Origin of the sequence: Caldicellulosiruptor diazotrophicus (genome assembly GCF_017347585.1) — a bacterium.
Lineage (GTDB): Bacteria > Bacillota > Thermoanaerobacteria > Caldicellulosiruptorales > Caldicellulosiruptoraceae > Caldicellulosiruptor > Caldicellulosiruptor diazotrophicus.
This window is the reverse complement of record NZ_AP024480.1, coordinates 1,614,751-1,633,486: the sequence shown is the minus strand read 5'-3', so window position 1 is coordinate 1,633,486 and position 18,736 is coordinate 1,614,751. Positions and strand designations below refer to the sequence as shown.

Below are 18,736 nucleotides of genomic sequence, written 5' to 3'. Positions count from 1 at the left end.
AAAATGGATATATTAATTAAAAATGCTACAATTATTACTTGTAATGCACAAAATGAGGTTCTAAAAGGTGATATTTTTATCAAGAATGGCAGGATTGAAAGGATAGCAGAAAATATAGAACTATCTATTTATGAGCAAGCTTATGTTAAAGTCATTGAAGGAAAAGATTTGATAGCCATACCGGGACTTATAAATGCACATACACATTGCGGTCAGACAATTTTGCGTTCTTTTGCAGACGATTTGCCTTTGTATGAGTGGTTATTTGAAAAGATTTTCCCGGCAGAAGAAAAGCTTACAAAAGAGATGATTTATTTTTCTTCTCTTCTTGGTATTGCAGAGATGCTACAAAGTGGCACAACTATGTTTTTTGACATGTATTTTCATGAAGATATGACAGCAAAGGCTGTGCAAGAGACTGGTATAAAGGCAGTTTTATCGCGTGGACTTCAGACTGATGAAAAAGAAAATCTTAGACTTGATGAGACAAAAGAGCTGATTTATAATTATTCAAGTGACAAAATAAAAGTGTTTTTCGGTCCACATTCCATTTATACGTGTTCATATGAACTTTTAGAAAAGGTTGCACAGCTGGCACAGGAATTTAAAACAGGTGTGATGATACATCTTAGTGAATCAGAAAATGAAGTAGATAGCTGCTTTGAAAAATATGACATGTCACCTGTTAAGTTATGCAATCAGGCAGGACTTTTTGATACAATTTGTATAGCGGCACACTGCGTGTATGTTGATGATGAGGATATCGAAATTATGACAGCAAAAAATGTATCTTGTGTTTACAACCCGACAAGCAATCTCAAGCTTGGCAATGGTTTTGCGCCTGTGCAAAATATGATAAAGTCTGGGGTAAATGTTGTAATTGGCACAGATTCGGCAGCAAGCAACAACAACTTGAATATGTTTAAAGAGATGCATATAGCATCTTTGCTTGAAAAGGGAATGTACAGATTGCCGGATATTTTAAATGCACAGCAGGTTCTGAAAATGGCAACAGTAAATGCTAGTTTGGCAGCAGGTATCAACAACACGGGGGTTATTCAAGAAGGATTTTGTGCTGATATAGTGCTGCTGAAAGCAAATGATTTTAACATGCTACCATGTTATAACCCAATTTCTAATGTTGTTTATAGTAGCAATCCTTCGAATGTGTACGCTACAATAGTGGATGGTCAAATCCTTTACATGGATGGTAAACTTTTTACAATTGATAAAGAGGCTCTCGTGAAAGAGATAAAGAGCATAGAGAGGTTTTTGAAAGAGAGTGTTTAGAAATTTTTTTAAAGCCATGAAAGGAAGGACAAGAATTGCAGTATAAAAAGGCAACAAAAATAGCATTGCAGCTATTTATAGTAACAGTTTTTACAAAGCTTATAGGATTCATAAGAGAGGTGGCATTTGGTGCAAGGTTTGGTACAAGCGTAAAGGCAGATGCTTTTCCACTTGCACTGCAACTTCCGAACATTCTTTTTGCTTCTGTTTTTGCTGCTTTTTCAACCTCATTTATACCGTTTTACACAGATATACGTGAAAAAAAAGGTGAGGATGAAGGGATAAAGTTTACAAACAGTGTAATAAATACATTGCTTCTTGCATCAAGTATTGTTGCGGTATTAGGTTTTATTTTCTCAAAACAGCTAATTCAACTTCAAGTGCACCAAAGTAAAGAACTTCAAATAATGTATGCGTCAAGAATTTTAAAAATCACAATCTTTATGATAATATTTACAAGCTCTGCAAACATACTTCAGGGTTTTTTGCAAGCAAACGGAAACTTTACAAAACCTGTGTTATCAAGTATTCCATTTAATCTGTCTATTTTTGTTGCCATATTTTTATCCTACTTTGAACCATTCAGAAAGTTTGATGTATATATAGTAGCAGTGGGGTTTGTTATCGGATATTTTTGGAGCTTGGTTTACCAGCTTAATAATTCAAAGAAATATGGCTTTAAATTTTATCCTGTAGTCGGGCTGAAGGATGAAAACATAAAAAAAATGATAAAATTTTCTTTTCCGGTTTTCATAAGCAGCAGCATGGCTCAGCTTTATACGTTCATTGACAGATACCTTCTGACAGGGACATCGACCGGTGCTGTTGCAGCTGTTGCCTATGCAGGGAAGCTGAACGATGTGGTGGTTGGAGTTTTTTCTTCCTCAATTTCTGTTTTAGCTTTTTCAACTTTATCTAATTTTCAAGCAAAAGGAGACAAAGAAAATTTTAGGAAATTTTTTGTCTCTGCGGTAAATTCAATTATTTTGATGATGATGCCGTTTGCGGTGGGCGGTATGATTATGGCGAAAGAAATAACAAGGTTAATCTATCAAAGAGGAAACTTTACAATAGAGTCTACCATGCTAACAGCTTCACCGCTTATGTTTTACTGTTTGGGTTTTGTAGGACTTGGTCTTAGAGATATGTTAAATAGAACTTTGTATGTTTTGAAGGATTCAAAAACAGCTGTAAAAAACGGTGTTATTGCTATTGTTTGTAATATTGTACTTGACATAATATTTATTCATAAATTCAAGCACACCGGTGCTGCTATGGCATTTGCATCAGCAAACTATATTGCAGCAGTTTTGTTGTTTATTTCTCTTAGGAAAAAACTTGGGTCAATCGGTTGGAAAAGGATTGCAAGTGTATTTGTAAAAGCGCTTGTTGCAAGTTTGGTTATGGGCATTTTTGTATATGCATTTAAACAAAAGTTTATATATTTAACAATGCCATTTAAATACTTTACCGTTTATACCTCGGCAAGTATTTTGCTTGGAATGGGAATATATGCAGGGCTTATATACCTTTTAAAGGTAGAGGAAGTGGGTTTGATTGTTAAAATGGTAAGAGAAAAATTTGGGATTTGAAAAATACGGAAAGGGGAAGAAACGTCAAAATGGATATCAAGCATCAATTGAAGGTTTTCAAAAAGGGTGCAGCTGAGATAATTACTGAAGAAGAGCTCATTGAAAAGCTAAAGCAAGACAGACCTTTAAACATAAAACTTGGTCTTGACCCGAATGTGCCAGACGTTCATCTTGGACACGCTGTTGTTTTAAGGAAACTAAAACAGCTTCAGGACCTTGGACACAATATAATCTTAATAATTGGCGATTTTACTGCAATGATAGGCGACCCAACTGGGAAGTCTGAAACAAGAAAACAACTTACAAAAGAAGAGGTTCAAAAAAATGCAGAGCCTTTCAAGCAACAGGTTTTGAAGATTCTTGACCCACAAAAGACTACAATTAGATATAACAGCGAATGGCTTGAGCCTATGAATTTTTTAGATGTTATAAATTTGGCATCAAAATACACAGTTGCAAGAATGTTAGAGAGAGAAACTTTCCGCCAGCGAATGGAAAAGAACTTGCCACTTTCAATACATGAGTTTTTCTACCCGCTTATGCAGGGGTATGACTCTGTTGTTATAGAGGCCGATGTTGAGCTTGGCGCAACTGAGCAAAAATTCAATATATTGATGGGAAGGACGCTGCAAAAGGAGTATGGATGCAAAACAATCCAAGTTGCGCTTTTGATGCCAATTTTGGTTGGTACAGATGGTGTTAATAAGATGAGCAAAAGTCTTGGCAATTACATTGGTATAAACGAGCCACCAAACATAATGTATGGAAAAGTGATGTCAATTCCTGATGAGATTATGATTTCATATTATGAACTTACAACTGATTTAGAGCCAGAAGAAATTGAGGAGATAAAGAGAAAACTTGAAGAAGGGACTCTTCACCCAAGAGATGCAAAAATGAGACTTGCAAGAGAGATTGTAAAGCTTTACCATGGCAAAGAGGCAGCAAAAAAAGCTGAAGAGGAATTTATAAGAGTGTTTCAGAAAAAAGACATACCAGATAACATTCCAGAGGTTGAACTTGAGAGCCCCAAGGTTTACCTACCAAGGTTTATGGTAGAAAATAAACTATGCTCCTCTACAAGCGAGGGAATGAGGCTTATAAAAAGCGGTGCTGTTAAACTCAACGGTGAGAAGATAAATGAACTTGACATTGAACTTCAAAACGGCGATGTTTTGCAGGTAGGTAAACTAAAATTTGTGAAGATAAAGCTTTTGTAAAGGTTTTTCCTTTGCAAAAGCTTTTTTATTTTGCATAAAACAATGGTTGTATTTTTGTTACAATATTACAAGCTTCTAAATAAGAATTTAGGCAGTTTGCATATTGTTATTGTTATTGTTATTGTTGTTGTGATATAGTAAAAGTAAATAAATAGTTAAAAAGGTAATATTGTTATAAAAAGTTTTAATTTGAACTAAAGTAAAAGTGTTGCTTGTGGTAATTAAAATTATTATTTTTGCCCTTTGTGGCCTATAGAAGTTATAAGGATTTTGTTATTGGTTAGGTAGGTAGAGAAGAAATTATAATGTAAAAAATAGAAAGGAGATTTGGGGATATAAGAAAAGGCATCTTAAGACTTACAAGTATGATAGCTGTAATACTTGTATTAGTAGGAGTTTTTTGTACAGGAACTTTAGCAAATGTAGCAGATGATTTAAGAGCACAACAAGTTACTAATATTACCCAGAACTATGGCAATGAAATTTTAGGTAGTTCAGATAGCAGTTCTGAAATTAGAGAAATTCAAACTAATAAAGGCGAAGAGAAAATATTAGGAAACACATTACCAAATTATGTTATATTAAATTGGGTTGCAACTGAAGATTCAATTATTTTCGATACAAATTTAGGAATAGATTCAGTAGACTTGGTATATGGTACTGTCGATACTGGGAACACGAAGAAAAGCTTTCAATTTTCTAATGTTGGGATTGGGAAGAACAAATACACTGTAAGTGGAGTTACGCTTTTAACTTGTGAAGAAAGAATTAAAATAACATGGTATGCTAAAGATGGGGGAGAAACTTTTGGAAGTGCCACATCAACAGGAAGTCGTCAAATTCCCCAGAGTTTACTTAATCTATGGGGACCAGGAAGTTTTGGTTCAAGAGCTGAGTGTTTACATTATCATTTCAAAACACACGGTAAAGAAGTAGCAGTATCAAATATATGTGATTATGTAAGAAAGGCTGATGAATTTAGGAAAAGAGTCATTGAATTGAAATTAACGCCACAAAAACTTGTTGATGGTAAAACTCCTAATGTGTACAGATTCAGATACAATGGGTATTATTTAGATGCAGTATGCGTGAACTTAGTTCCAACCGGGGATTTAATTAGTTTTGGTAAATAATAAAGTTGTGTTAATTTATTACATTATGGAGGTGTTTTTATAAATGTACAAAGGTACAATGTGTGAATTTGGTATTATTGACGAGATAGATAGAAACAAATATTATGGTGAGTATGAGCCTGAAAAGTATGATTGTATATATGTGGATAGTGATGTTGTATTGGACTGGTGGGAGATGGGGCTGAGGAGAGTAAAAACCTATGTTGGAGGAGGTTTTGATAAAGAGTTTTATGGTATAGACGTAAATGGAGTTACATTGATACCGCCCAAGTCTCTTCCTGAATTAGAGAAAGTAGTAGAAAGTGACCCGAGGACAAAAGAAGACCAAAGTCTTAAGAAACTTTTGGAGAAGATTAAAAAAGCAAAAGAGGAGAATAAATATATGATTTGTTATGGAGTGTAAGTTTTGAAATTGACATTTAAAAGCTTTGATGCTATACAGCTAAAAGATAAAATTTGTAAAGCCAAAACTAAAGCTTTTGTGAAGGTGAAACCTTCGCAAAAGCTTTTTGTTTTTGTAAAGCTATAAAGCCGAAATTGAGGATATTTAAAATAAGTGGCAATTTTAATTAATGGCAGGTTCAAATTTTTATACCAAATTCTACTTTTTGCCCAATTATATAGATTCCACTGCAGACGATTTATCATTTTAAGTATAATCATATATTTATGACTCTAAGATATGCAACATAAACAGAATGAACATTTTACATTTATTATAGTTTCACAAATACCAAAATTAAAATTTAGGCAGTTTGTATATTGTTGTTGTTGTGCTATATTAAAAGTAAATAAATTACTAAAGAGGTGACATTGTTATGTAAAGCTTTATTTTGTACCAAAGAATAATTTTTAACTGTACTATATCAAATTAAAATTACGAAAGAGTGAGAGTGGTGTTTATTTGATAAAAAGGGTTTTAAAATGCTTATCAAGGTTTTTGGTTCTTTTAATTGTATTTTCATTAATATTTTGGTATAATAAAATTAACAGAGCATATAATGCAAGTATTCCTAATGGTATTCCTTACAAAATGGAGCAAGAAGACAATAATAGTTTTTCAACAGCAAATACTGTAAATGCGAAAAATTTAGTGATTGGGCGCATATATCAAACTACGAATTCAGTGCAGGACAAGGATTATTTTAAGATTTATTTGAATTTGGGCGAAGTGGTATCAATAAGTTTTATTAATGCGCATCAGAATGTAAATTACAATATATATCTTTACAATCCTTCCCAAAGTCTTGTGGCTTCATCTACCAATTCTACAGGTAAGAATGAGTTTATACAATACACTGTTTCAAGTAGTGGATACTACTATATTTTAGTATCAAGCTCATATGGGCATTCAGGCAGTGAGTATTATTACCTTCAGGTTATGAAAACATTATATGACACAGGTAATACAAACACAAGTTATAACAGGAACAAAGCGGTAAATTGGGCAAAGGATAATGCGAATTTTAAAGAAACTTATGTTTGCAATGGAATAACATTTGCTAATTTTTACAATCTTGGTGGGGACTGTACGAATTTTGCATCGATAACGCTTTATGCTGGCGGAATAAGTATGATTTATTCTTCAGCTACGGGGATAGAAAGTAACACAAACTATTGGTTTTACAGAACTTCTTCAAATAGATCGACTTCATGGTCTGGTGCAGAGTTTTTCAAAAGACACTGGGATAATTCAAGCAGTAAGAGGGCATATCAGATAAGGATATATCCTGTGTGGTATGCATATGAGAACTTTAACAGTGTAGTGTTAGGATTTTTAAAAGAAGGAGATATTGTACAGCATATTGATTATGATAGTGATACTTTCAAAGATTGGGTTTCATATCATTCTCAGATAATAGTAAGCAAAACATCTAATGACCTTTTGTATGCGCAACATTCTGTCGATCAAAGTGGTTTTTATTATGGTGGAAGCTTAAAAAATTATTTAAATTATAGGGATCCTAATATTGGTTGGGTAATATTATATAGAATAAGTGCAAATTAGATAAATACTTAGAGTAGTAAGAAAGGAGCTATGGAAATGAGAAGGAGAATTATAATAATTGGAATAATATGCATGTTTATCTTGACAGGCTGTGGGTTGTGTTGGTTTTTTTATGGGGGAAAGACAGAATCGAAGGGGGACACAGTCAAAGCAGGGGAGAAGGTAGTTTTGGCGTCTGAGCTAAATAATAGAGCAGAAAATACTGAAGAAGTGGTAAGTGGAAAGCAGGAAGATAGCAACCAGAGTCAGACCACATGCGATGCTGTTTATACTAATCTTGCAACTGAACTAAATGATCCAATTGCAAGAAAAGTTTTTGATTTAATTTTAATTAGTCATTCAGTTATAGCTGATAGGTATCAAGACACAAACAATATAGATAGTAATTATATGCAAAAATCTTCTTTAGCAGAAGACAGAGATGATGAATTTTATTCAATCAGGAAGAAGAAAAAAGAACTTGATAAAGAGGCAATGGCTTATTATGAATGTTTAATGGATGAACTTAAAAGAAATCCACAGAATTGGAAGAGTGTATGGAAGAGATATAAAGACTATGCTATTGAATATTATGCTAAGGTAAGAAATTTTGATTATGATCCAGAGGTTAAAAAGATAACATATTTAAAGACAGAAGAAGGTAAGGAGTTAGCAAAGCAAGGTGGAATAACCGAAAAAGTCATTGAACAATGGCAGAAGAGGTATGAAGAGGTTAAAGAATACACAAGAGAGGAAGTCAGAAAACAACTTGAGGAATCTGCCAAAGAGGCAGGTATACCAGAATAAGTAATGTATAACAACAATTTAAAAAGGGCTTACGGCAAAATTTGCAGGCCCTTTTATTAATTAAAAACTTTTGCTTTATTCAATTGTGGTGTTGAGACAAAATAAGAAAGTTTTTGAAAAAGCAGAAGTTTGGGCTGTTATATAAAGGATTTTATAATAGTCAATTGTAATACTGATAAGAATGTAGTATAATGATATCAAAAGTTATTCCAAATTTTCATAACCTAAGCTTAGGTTGTACTAATTTTAGTTAACAGAGCGATGATAGGGTTTTTATTAACATTGAACTTCAAAATGGAGATGTCTTGCAAGTTGGAAAACTCAAATTTGTGAAGATAAAGCTTTTGTAAAGGGTATATTCCTTTGCAAAAGCTAATTTTTTAATTTTTAAATTGACTTTTAGTCATTGACGTTTGGTCAGTGCATATGTTAAAATAGGCTGTGTAATATTTTAAAAAGAGGTGAGGTGTGTGAGAGTAATTTTAAAACGTCCGTGGCTGAGCACTATTATATGGGCTATTTTAACAGTAATATTTGTAGTTACTATGCCAGATATAAATAAAATAGTGCGACTCAAAGGTGAACCTAAAATTGGTCATGAATATCCTTCTCAGGTTGCAGCGGCGTTAGAAAAAGAGTATCAGGGAGTACCAAAGGATAAAAAGCTTTCAACAATAGCAATTGTATTTTATGACAAAAATGGTCTTTCGAATAAAGATATTGAAGCAATCAAGAAAATAATTTATGGACTTGGCAATAGCAAAGAAAGATACAACATTGAAAATATTTCATCTCATTTTATGAATCCAGAGTTAAAGAACTACTACGTATCAAGCAACAACAAGGTTGTCCTTGCAAGCATTCAAGCAGACAAGTCAAGAAGAGAAATTATTGAAATAAGAAATGATATTTATAAATTTATAGAATCTGTTCAAAAACCAAAGGATTTAGAGGTGTATCTTACAGGTGGAGATTTAATTACTCAAGACTTTGTAAAAGCTTCAGAAGATGGAGTTAAAAAAACAGATATCATCACTATTGTATTTATAATCATTGTGTTAGTTCTTGTTTTCCGCTCACCTATCACACCAATTGTTTCACTTTTAACAGTTGGTGTTTCGTTTTTAATTTCGCTTAGCATAGTTGGACATTTGGCAGATAAGTTTAATTTTCCAATCAATACCTTTACAAGAACATTTATAGTTGTATCCCTATTTGGAATTGGGACGGATTATAATCTATTGATTATTTCAAGGTTCAGAGAAGAGCTTGCAAATGGGAAAGATGTTGATGATGCAATAATAACAACGTTTAAAACAGCAGGAAAAACAGTGGTATTTAGCTGCCTTGCGGTTTTTACAGGTTTTGCGGCTTTTGCAGCAGCGTCTTTTAACTTTTTCAGGGCAATGTCAGCAATTGCAGTAAGTGTGCTTGTGCTTTTACTTGTGCTTTTGACACTGGTTCCTACTGTACTCAAAATTTTTGGTAAAAATCTTCTCTGGCCATTTAATAAAGAAATACAGCACACCCATAGCAGACTCTGGGAAACTGCTGCAAGATTTTCAACTAAATATCCTTATGTGGTGTTGACAACAGTGATATTAATCTTAATACCTTTTCTCTTATCAGTCAGAGGCGATTTGTCATTCAACACATTAAACGAACTTTCTGAAAAATACAAATCCGTGAAAGGATTTAACTTAATTTCAAAAAACTTCAGCAGCGGAAAGACATTTCCTGTTACCATATATTTGAAATCTAATAAAAGTTTAGCAACTTCTGACGCATTATCTGACATTGAAAAAATAACTGAAATATTAAGTAAGCAAAATGGTATAAAATATGTGTATTCAGTTACAAGACCACAAGGGGAGATTATAAAACAATTTACTTTGTCAAACCAAGCAGATACTGTTATAAAAGGTATTGATAGTTTGAGAGATGGTCTTTTGAAAGTTAACAATGCAATTGAGACTATAAACAAAAATTTAAGTATGTCAACAAAAGAATTTGATGTTCAAAAACTTGTAACTGGTATTTCACAGCTTGAGAATGGTGTATATGAATTGAAAATTTCTTTGGAAAAACTAAATAGTGGATTTGAACAGGGGTTAAATGGTTCTAAGAAGATAAATGATGGTCTTAATAAGCTTTCAATTGGGAGCAGTAAGCTGTCTGAAGGATTTAAAGAGTTTTATTCTGAGTATACAAGATCAATAAATAAGATAAAAATTGAATTACAGGGATTTGATGCAAATCAAATTGAACTTTTATTGACAGGTATTGATACTGCAAATAACAATTTAAAAGCACTTTCAAATAAGTATCCGGAAATCTCAAGGGATATCAATTATATTATGGCATCTGAGATTTTATCAAAAATTGAAACTGAAGCAAATAAGTTTGCTCCAAAGTTAAAAGAGTTTTCTTCTGAATATGAAAAGATTTCAGCCCAGATAAATGAAGCTGACAAAGCTCTGAAGCTTATTTCAAATTCTATTAATAGCATAGCTTCAGCTTCAAAACAGCTTGCTGATGCTCAAGGGAAGGTTCTAAGTGGCTACTATCAAATTGACAAAGGTCAAAGGCAAATAATCTCAGGTGTAAACCTTATGTATTCAAAAATTCAGGAATTTGACAAACAAAAAGAACAGATTCTAAAAAAAGTTGATGAACTTCAGACAGGGTTTACAAGCTTAAAATCAGCGCTTTTGCAGATTTCTGATGCACTTAACAAGATGGCAAATTCTATGAAGAGTATGAAGGGTTATTTTGAAGGATACAAAACAACAAACATCTTTTACGTCCCACCAGAGGCTATAAAAAGCAGTAGCTTCAAAAAGGCTTTAGATTCATATATGAACAAAGATAGAACAATAACAAAGATAATCTTGATTCTTGACACAAATCCGTATACAAACAAGGCAATTGATATTGTTGATAATGTGGAAAAGGTTTTAAATAACTCTTTAGAGTTTATAAACACAAAGTTTGTGTCGGTAGGAGTTGGTGGGATATCATCTTCAAACCATGATTTGAAGAGCATTTATTTTAAAGATTTTAAGACTTTGAGACTAATAATGATAATAAGCATCTTTATTCTCATGTTCCTAATTTCAAGGTCAATCTTTAATGCTGCAATAATGGTAGTGATAGTTTTTGCCGACTACTACCTTGCACTGTCTATCACAGAGATGATTTTCAAAGGAATATTCAAGTACGAAGCACTCAACTGGGCAGTGCCATTTTTCACCTTTGTTGTGTTCTTAGCTCTGGGTATAGACTACAGTGTATTTTTGTTGATAAGGTTTTATGAATATAGAAATTTAGAGCTTTCTGAAGCACTAAAGTTTACCTCAGCAAACATTGGTCATGTTGTAACATCAGCGGTGATAATTTTAGCCGGCACATTTGCGGCAATGCTGCCATCAGGGATTTTGACATTAATGCAGGTTTCAATCTGTGTTGTGATAGGCCTTGTTCTGCTTGCATTTTTCCTTTTGCCGTTTTTGTTCAATAGTTTGATGAGGGTAAAGAGAGATATAGTTTAAAAATGCTTTTAAAAAGCAATTTAGATAGCTGCCTCCAGAGAAGGGGGCAGCTTTTTAATTACATGTAAGTACAAGAAAATTTAAGGTATTTAGAGATATTTGAAGAAAGAGAGAGCTCATAACTGAAAAATGCTAAAAAATTGATTAAAAAAAGTAAAAAAGGCGTTTGACAAAATAAAATTACCAATGTAGAATTTAGGCAAAGATAGTAAGGTGGATATTAATAGATATAACAATTTATACAATGTCTTATCAAAATAATATAGTTTATATACCACCAGGTTGATTTGCTATTTGGTATTAGACCTGTATATGATTAAAATTATTTCTTGAGAGGTTATAGTTTACAATGGCATCAACCTCTCATGGGCGCTCATGATAGGGATGCAAAATAAAATAAGTAATAAGAATTTAAAAAACTTGCTCAAATATTAACTGGAAATTTTAAAATTTCTTGGAATAATAGCTATTTTGATGATCCGAAAGATCAAGAAGCAATTAGGAAAGGGATATCATGGTATGAGCAAGGTTTATAAATCTAATGGTTCAGCTGAAGTAAACAAAGGTTCTTTTAAAAGAATATTAATCAAATTATTGATGACAATATTAATGCTCATATTATTATTTACTTTATTTGTCTGCTGGCGATTTTTTGATATGAACATGCTTCCGCATGGCGAATTTTTAAAGGAATCTTTATCCCCTGATGGGAAATATAAAATTAAATTTTACTTAATCAACGGCGGTGCAACAACAGCATATGGAGTTAGAGGAGAGCTATGTTATAAAAGTGGCTTAAAAATTAGAAACATATACTGGGATTACCCGGAAGATAGAGCTGATGTTAGATGGATAAATAATCATGTAGTTATAATTAATGGTCACAGATTAGACATTTTTAAAGACTCTTTTGATTGGAGAAAAGAACCTGTAAAAAGGCGATAGAACAATTTTGAATAAAAAACAAAAATCTCAGGGAAAGTGAGCAGAGTATTTTTTCGCTATAGAATTTTTCTTAAGCTTAAATAGCCTGCAATCCTTTATTTTCAAAGATTTGCAGGTTATTTTTATTTCAGCAATCTACAAAAGTCCCTTTGTAAAAATAAAGGCGATTTTTTCTTTTTTTGTAATATAATTTTATGGGTAAATTTGATAAAATGTATAGATACGTAAAGGAACAAAAATTAGGCTCTATGTCATAATATGATTGTATTTAAGGATAAATGGATAGAGAAGGAAAGGAAAAGTATACTTTAGAATAAACTGCAGTGTGTTCTTGCTGATAAGATTTTATGAATATAAAGACTTGGAGATAAACAAAGCACTGAGACTTACCTCGACGAACATCGGGCATGTTGTAACATCAGCGGTGATAATTTTAGCCGGCACATTTGCGGCAATGCTGCCATCTGGGATTTTGACATTAATGCAGGTTTCCATCTGTGTTGTGATAGTTCTTGTTCTGCTTGCATTTTTCTTTTTGCCGTTTTTGTTCAATAGTTTGATGAGGGTAAAAAGGGATATAGTTTAAAAATGCTTTTAAAAAGCAATTTAGATAGCTGCCTCCAGAGAAGGGGGCAGCTTTTTGTTTGTGAAAAAACAAGAGAGAATTTAAGAAATTTAGAGATATTAAAAGAAAGAGGGAGCTGATAGCTAAAAATTGCATAAAATTAACTAAAAAAAAAAAACGAAGTTTGACGGAATAAAAATTGGTAGAGTAAAATTGAGGTGAAAATGCCAAGGATAAAATTAGTAAATATAGCAATCTGCAAGATTACAGGAGCATTAACTTCATTAAGAGTACTAAAGAGGAGATGGTATGTGAATATGTCGTAGAAAATATAAATTTAGTATCATTAGCAAATATTAGTAAAAAAAGTATACTGACAGGAGGGGAAAAGCAAATGATTGCTGAGAATTTAAAAAAGTTATACAATAAGATTGTGATATCAATTGCCTTAATTATTTTAATCGTAATTTCTTCTTTGTCAACCATTGCCTATTCTCACGAATTGTATTATATAAACGGTCAGAAATATCCTGTTCGGTGGTACTGGAAAATTACAGAAGCATTCCTGTAATGAACGAAAATGAGTGAAAATGAAGAGAAAAGAGATTTGAAAAGATAAGGTACCTCCTGATAAAATTAATAAAGTAAGTTGTACAACTTACGAAAAAACACAACAAAGGAGGTACCCTCTTTGAAGTATACACAAAATGAAAAGATATTACAAGTCACAGAAAGAACTTTAGTTGTAGGAGTAGATATAGCAAAGGAAAGGCATGTTGGCAGAGCATTTGATTTTAGAGGAGTGGAGCTTGGCAAGAGAATAGAGTTTGAGAATAGAAAAGAAGGTATGGAGAAATTTTTGGATTGGGCAAATAAGATAATGAAAGCAAATGGCAAGGAGAGTATGATAGTTGGGATAGAACCTACAGGGAGACTTGTCAAGAATTTTGTGTTTCCAATTTATAACGCAAGTTGTAAAGTTGGGTTATGTTATTGATGCATTTTCTAATACTGGGAACTCCATTTTTCCATTTTGTACGGCGTAAGTTCTCTCGCTGTAAGTAAATATTAATTTCTAAGACTTCAACAGACTGAAAGTATCCACCTGAATTTACTCTAATCTTTTCAATCATGCTATTTACACTTTCAACGGCGTTTGTGGTGTAGATATGCTTCCTTAATTCCTCAGGGTATTTCATATGGGCAAGATAAAACTCTGCTTTTTCTGATATTGCTTTAATAAATCGAGGATATTTTGAAAGGTATCCATCGCAAAGTTCTTTAAATTTCAGTACAGCTTCGTCAAAATCGGAGGAAGAAATTCTAAGTCTGTCTAAACTCTTGTTAAAAGCTGAAGCATCCTCTTTTGTCATATGTTTTCTGACATTACGTTGGAGGTGGACAAAACACAGTTGATGGTCAGCAAGAGGATAAGCAAGTTTGACAGCATCTATAATACCAGGGAAGTCATCACTTATGACAATTAGAATCTCTTTTAGCCCTCTTGTAATTAAGTCTTCAAATACTTTCATCCAATCAGCCTTATTTTCTTTGCCGAAGAAAGTGTAGACACCGAAAATGTCTTTTTTACCTTCTAAGTCGATACCGAGGACAACATAACAAGTAGCTTGTTTAACCTTAGAATTATCCTTAACTTCACAATGATAACCATCGATGATGAGAGCAAAAGCACTTGTTGGTAGTTCTCTTTGTTTGAATAACTGAAGCTCATTTTTAAGGTCTTCTTTGATTTTTAGTATTTCATTTTCGGAATATGGAAGATTCAAAGCTTTCAAAGTCTGGACAAGGGAACTTTCGGAATAACCATTGACGACTAAAGACATAAGCAGGTCAGTGTATGAACTATCAACTCTTTTGTAGCGGTCAGGGAGGATAGAAGGTCGGAAATTACCAGTACGTGTGCGAGGGACAGAGATTTCAAGACTGCCAACAGGTGTTGCAAGTTTTCTATCGTAAAAACCATTGCCTTTGTCATTGTCATTTTTAGCAAGGTACACTGATCTTTCCGATAACATAAAGCAATCGAGCAAGTTTTCTAAGAGTTGCTTTAGAGCTGGGCGGTTAGGATCATCTTTGGAGCAATACATATTTAATACTTGCTCTACAGCCATGTTTTTAGCAGTCTCAATAATTTCGTTTTTATTCATTTTAAGTAGCCCCCTTGATAATTATTTCAATACTAATTATACAGTGGACACAATTTTATTTTAACTCCCCCTACAGGGCATTACTGGCTGTGCTTTGAGCAGTACTTAAGAGAGAATGGCATAAAAGTGGTATTAGTGAATCCTTTTCACGTGAAGAGGAGCAAGGAGCTTGATGATAACACGCAAACTAAGAGTGATATAAAGGATCCGAAGACGATAGCAATGCTTGTGAAGGATGGAAGATATACAGAGCCAAATATACCCGAGGGTATATATGCTGAGATGAGAGTAGCGATGAACATATATGAAAGGCTACAAAAACAGCTGAACGTTTTAAAAAATCGAGTAATCAACTGGCTTGATATCTATTTTCCAGAGTTTTTAGAGGTATTTTCTGATTGGGAAGGCAAGGTAGCGCTATTGACCCTAAAAGAGATGCCATTGCCCTGTGATGTAGAGGAAAAGGAAGTAGAAGGGATTATAGAGTACTGGTGTGACAAAATAGATAGGCGAGCGATTAGTCGCAGGAGGGCAATGGATTTAGTGGAAGCTGCCAAAAGGAGTATAGGTAAAAAAGAAGGGAGAAAGCTGGCAAGACAAGAGATGAGATATTTGCTTGAAGAATATGAGCTTTTAAACAAGCAAGTAGAAGAGATAGAAGCCGAGATGGCAGAGCTTTTGAAAGATGTACCGAATGGCGATAAGCTTCTTGAAATAAAAGGTGTTGGAATAAAAACGGCAGTTGGGTTTATTTCTGAGGTTGGAGATATAAGGAGGTATGAGGATGCGAGACAGATCCAGAAATTAGCTGGTTTTAATATAATTGAGAATAGTTCTGGCAAGCACAGAGGTCAGACGTGTATAAGCAAAAGAGGGCGAGGGCGGCTTCGAAGTAGTTTGTTCAGGGGCATGATTACAATAGTAGCAAAGAATGAAGAATTTAAACAGCTGCACATGTATTACACAACGCGGCAGAACAATCCATTGAAGAAGAAGCAATCGTTGATAGCACTGTGTTGTAAGTTGATAAGGATATTTTATGCGATTTTGAAAAAAGGGATAAAGTATGATGGTAACAAGATGTTGAGCGATATAAAGAGAGAGGCTTTAGCAAGGACAGCGTGAAGTGAAGCGAAGAGAGAAAAATTGTTTGAACATTCTTAGTTTAAAGTAGGAGAAATAGTTTGAGTGATTCACATCTTGAGGGGGTAAAGAAATTCTTAGCTTTGCGAGGAGATTAAGTCATGTCGAGTAGCAAAGCGCCCCTTTTAATAGTAGTTCACATCTTAGAAAATATATTGATGGTTAAGAAATGAAGGAGAAAGGATTAATTGATTTTTTATAGAAAGTAGATTGAAAAATGTGAGCGGGTGGTCAGAGTACATCCTCCATACGGGCGAAGACCCTGCATACGAGCATAACTGGCGTCCACGCCATGGTAGATGGGACGAGGGAATTGAGGGCAAATGAGAAAAGACCCTGAGAGACATGAGAGGGTAAACACCATGGTTATTGTGGATAGAAACCCGCCGTAATATGGTAGAGCAACAAGATAAATACAATAGAGAGGCTGAGTCTAAGCTGGGTATGGTAGAATAAAGCAATAATAACAATATCAAGAACAAAATTATTTGTTTCGATAGCGAAATTTAAAGAAATCGCGAGATATTTTGAGAAAATCAAAGGTATATTGAGAGAGAAGCTTTCTAATAAATGTACCTATTACAGATTACTTTTGCCAGATTGGAATTTAGAAGAAAAAGTGATTGATTCAAAAGTAACATGTAATTGGTTATTAGATAATTTATATAACAATACAAAGTATAATTATTGAATAAGCTTATATTTATTGGGGAAAGGTGCAAAAGGATGAATTTTAAATACTATGTAAAAATAGTATTGTTATTACCTACTATTTTCATTGTTTTTATAAATTTAATTGAGGGTATCATAAACATATATATTTCTAATACCTTTGCTAAATTATTTTCATTAGCTATCCAAAAAGATATGGAGGTTTTTATATGTAATGTAGTTACCTTTCTTTTAATTTATCTTATTATTATTTCTGGCAAATTATTTTTTTCATTGTTAATTGAATTTTTTAAAGAGAATAGAATTATTGAACTAAAGAAAAAGTTATTTATGTTGTTTTTAAATAACAAATATTCATTAGTAGAAAAATATGGACAAGGTGAGATTTTAAATAGATTAGAGCAGGACTTTAATGATATAGTAAAGTGTTTTTATGTTCATTATTCTTCAGTTTTTTCAGCCTTAATATGTTTAGCAGGTTATTTTATTTTTTTGGGTCTAAAAAATTTTTCTCTTTCAGTTATTTTTTTTGGTCTTTGGATTTTACCTATATTTCCACTGTTTTTTACAATAAAATATATGAATAAAATAGTTGAGGAAAGTCATCGTGCAGATGATGAGTTAACAGGTTTTATTAAACAGTCTTTTGAAGGAATTGAAGTAATAAAAGCATATAATCTTTATGAATGGGCCTCTTTAAGATTTCTTTCCTTGGAAGAAGTCAGTAAAAAATGTGCAAATGAAATGGAAAAAGTAGGAACAATTGAAGATATACTTTACAACTTATGCAACAATATAGCAAAATTTGGTACATATATCATGTTAGGTTTATTTTTATATAAAAAATTAATAACTCCTGATTTGGTTGTAGTGTTTATATCACTTTTTCCTATTGTAATTGATAATTTTAAAGTAGCAGCAAAAGGTTTTCAAAATTTGAGGGTTGAAAAAAGTTCTTTTGAAAGAATTAGTGAAATACTAAATTTTGATATAGAAAATCAATATGGGAATATGATACAAATAAATGAAATTGAAAATATTGTGTTTAAAAATGTTTCGTTTTCCTATGAAAATTATAAGAGTATCTTCAACAAAATAAATTTTCGTATCAACAAAGGAGATAAAATATTGATTATGGGTTCTAATGGAAGTGGAAAAACTACTCTTTTGAAGCTTATAATGGGGCTTTATGAATCTTTTAAAGGTGATATTCTTATTAATGGTGTACCACTTTCAAAAGTAGATTTTAAGAGTTTCAGTAAACACATTTCATTTATTCCCCAAAATTTTACTTTCTTTACACAGGATATAGATAATAACCTTAATATGGTGATTCAAGGCAATTTGGAAGATAGAAAAAGAAGTTTACTGCACTTGTTTGGTTTGGATGATATTTTATCAAAAAAAATTAATCAACTTTCAGATGGGCAAAAACAGAAAATATCAATAATAAGAGGGTTGTTGAAAAAGTCTTCAATCTTAATAATTGATGAACCGACTAATTATCTTGATACTAAAAGTATAGAAATTTTGAAAGATATTCTTTGTAAAAGTGAAAAAACAATAATAATTGTTTCACATAATATTGAATTGACAAGTTGTGTAAATAGAATTTGGAGAATCGAAAACCAATCAGTAAACGAAATTGCTGAAATTTATTAAC

Annotated in this window: 12 protein-coding genes and 3 pseudogenes; 14 read left to right on the top strand and 1 reads right to left on the bottom strand. The window is 32.7% G+C overall.

Going from position 1 to position 18,736, the window contains the following annotated elements:
- Nucleotides 1-3: 3 nt before the first annotated feature.
- The 12 genes and pseudogenes from CaldiYA01_RS07935 to CaldiYA01_RS07875 all read left to right on the top strand — a co-directional run.
- Nucleotides 4-1,290: an amidohydrolase gene (locus CaldiYA01_RS07935; protein WP_207178511.1), complete on the top strand. Its 1,287-nt coding sequence runs from the start codon at nucleotides 4-6 to the stop codon at nucleotides 1,288-1,290.
- A 35-nt stretch (nucleotides 1,291-1,325) separates the two neighbouring features.
- Nucleotides 1,326-2,882: a murein biosynthesis integral membrane protein MurJ gene (gene murJ, locus CaldiYA01_RS07930; protein WP_207178509.1), complete on the top strand. Its 1,557-nt coding sequence runs from the start codon at nucleotides 1,326-1,328 to the stop codon at nucleotides 2,880-2,882.
- Nucleotides 2,883-2,911: 29 nt separating this feature from the next.
- The gene (gene tyrS / locus CaldiYA01_RS07925; protein WP_207178507.1) at nucleotides 2,912-4,102 is read left to right on the top strand and encodes a tyrosine--tRNA ligase; all 1,191 of its coding nucleotides are present in this window, start codon (nucleotides 2,912-2,914) and stop codon (nucleotides 4,100-4,102) included.
- A gap of 365 nt (nucleotides 4,103-4,467) precedes the next feature.
- The gene (locus tag CaldiYA01_RS07920; RefSeq protein WP_238480501.1) at nucleotides 4,468-5,235 is read left to right on the top strand and encodes a hypothetical protein; all 768 of its coding nucleotides are present in this window, start codon (nucleotides 4,468-4,470) and stop codon (nucleotides 5,233-5,235) included.
- Between the two features lie 43 nt (nucleotides 5,236-5,278).
- Nucleotides 5,279-5,638 (top strand): hypothetical protein, encoded by a 360-nt coding sequence (locus tag CaldiYA01_RS07915; protein ID WP_207178505.1) that lies wholly within the window; start codon nucleotides 5,279-5,281, stop codon nucleotides 5,636-5,638.
- Between the two features lie 501 nt (nucleotides 5,639-6,139).
- Nucleotides 6,140-7,243 (top strand): amidase domain-containing protein, encoded by a 1,104-nt coding sequence (locus tag CaldiYA01_RS07910; RefSeq protein WP_238480500.1) that lies wholly within the window; start codon nucleotides 6,140-6,142, stop codon nucleotides 7,241-7,243.
- Between the two features lie 36 nt (nucleotides 7,244-7,279).
- Entirely contained in the window at nucleotides 7,280-8,029 is a 750-nt protein-coding gene (locus CaldiYA01_RS07905; RefSeq protein WP_207178503.1) for a hypothetical protein, read from the top strand.
- 470 nt (nucleotides 8,030-8,499) lie between these two features.
- On the top strand, nucleotides 8,500-11,580 hold the full coding sequence (locus CaldiYA01_RS07900) for an MMPL family transporter (RefSeq protein WP_207178501.1): 3,081 nt from the start codon (nucleotides 8,500-8,502) through the stop codon (nucleotides 11,578-11,580).
- Between the two features lie 519 nt (nucleotides 11,581-12,099).
- Complete coding sequence (locus CaldiYA01_RS07890; RefSeq protein ID WP_207178499.1) at nucleotides 12,100-12,525, top strand: DUF5412 family protein; 426 nt, start codon at nucleotides 12,100-12,102, stop codon at nucleotides 12,523-12,525.
- 313 nt (nucleotides 12,526-12,838) lie between these two features.
- Nucleotides 12,839-13,111 (top strand): annotated as a pseudogene (locus CaldiYA01_RS07885) (MMPL family transporter); the annotation flags it as partial.
- Between the two features lie 373 nt (nucleotides 13,112-13,484).
- A complete protein-coding gene (locus tag CaldiYA01_RS07880; protein ID WP_207182869.1) occupies nucleotides 13,485-13,661 on the top strand; it encodes a hypothetical protein in 177 nt (58 codons plus the stop codon).
- 120 nt (nucleotides 13,662-13,781) lie between these two features.
- Nucleotides 13,782-14,021 (top strand): annotated as a pseudogene (locus CaldiYA01_RS07875) (IS110 family transposase); the annotation flags it as partial.
- A gap of 7 nt (nucleotides 14,022-14,028) precedes the next feature.
- Here CaldiYA01_RS07875 and CaldiYA01_RS07870 read toward each other — a convergent pair.
- Complete coding sequence (locus tag CaldiYA01_RS07870) at nucleotides 14,029-15,258, bottom strand: IS256 family transposase (RefSeq protein ID WP_207178215.1); 1,230 nt, start codon at nucleotides 15,256-15,258, stop codon at nucleotides 14,029-14,031.
- A 69-nt stretch (nucleotides 15,259-15,327) separates the two neighbouring features.
- Here CaldiYA01_RS07870 and CaldiYA01_RS07865 point away from each other — a divergent pair.
- A pseudogene (locus CaldiYA01_RS07865) lies at nucleotides 15,328-16,383 on the top strand (IS110 family RNA-guided transposase); the annotation flags it as partial.
- 744 nt (nucleotides 16,384-17,127) lie between these two features.
- Complete coding sequence (locus CaldiYA01_RS07860; RefSeq protein ID WP_207178497.1) at nucleotides 17,128-18,735, top strand: ATP-binding cassette domain-containing protein; 1,608 nt, start codon at nucleotides 17,128-17,130, stop codon at nucleotides 18,733-18,735.
- The last annotated feature ends 1 nt before the right edge of the window (nucleotide 18,736 follow it).

Bases quoted from the DNA above. Each gene is read 5' to 3' on its own strand.
- CaldiYA01_RS07935 (WP_207178511.1), top strand. From the start codon at position 4: ATGGATATATTAATTAAAAATGCTACAATTATTACTTGTAATGCACAA.
- tyrS (WP_207178507.1), top strand. From the start codon at position 2,912: ATGGATATCAAGCATCAATTGAAGGTTTTCAAAAAGGGTGCAGCTGAG.
- CaldiYA01_RS07920 (WP_238480501.1), top strand. From the start codon at position 4,468: ATGATAGCTGTAATACTTGTATTAGTAGGAGTTTTTTGTACAGGAACT.
- CaldiYA01_RS07915 (WP_207178505.1), top strand. From the start codon at position 5,279: ATGTACAAAGGTACAATGTGTGAATTTGGTATTATTGACGAGATAGAT.
- CaldiYA01_RS07905 (WP_207178503.1), top strand. From the start codon at position 7,280: ATGAGAAGGAGAATTATAATAATTGGAATAATATGCATGTTTATCTTG.
- CaldiYA01_RS07890 (WP_207178499.1), top strand. From the start codon at position 12,100: ATGAGCAAGGTTTATAAATCTAATGGTTCAGCTGAAGTAAACAAAGGT.
- CaldiYA01_RS07880 (WP_207182869.1), top strand. From the start codon at position 13,485: ATGATTGCTGAGAATTTAAAAAAGTTATACAATAAGATTGTGATATCA.
- CaldiYA01_RS07870 (WP_207178215.1), bottom strand. From the start codon at position 15,258: ATGAATAAAAACGAAATTATTGAGACTGCTAAAAACATGGCTGTAGAG.
- CaldiYA01_RS07860 (WP_207178497.1), top strand. From the start codon at position 17,128: ATGAATTTTAAATACTATGTAAAAATAGTATTGTTATTACCTACTATT.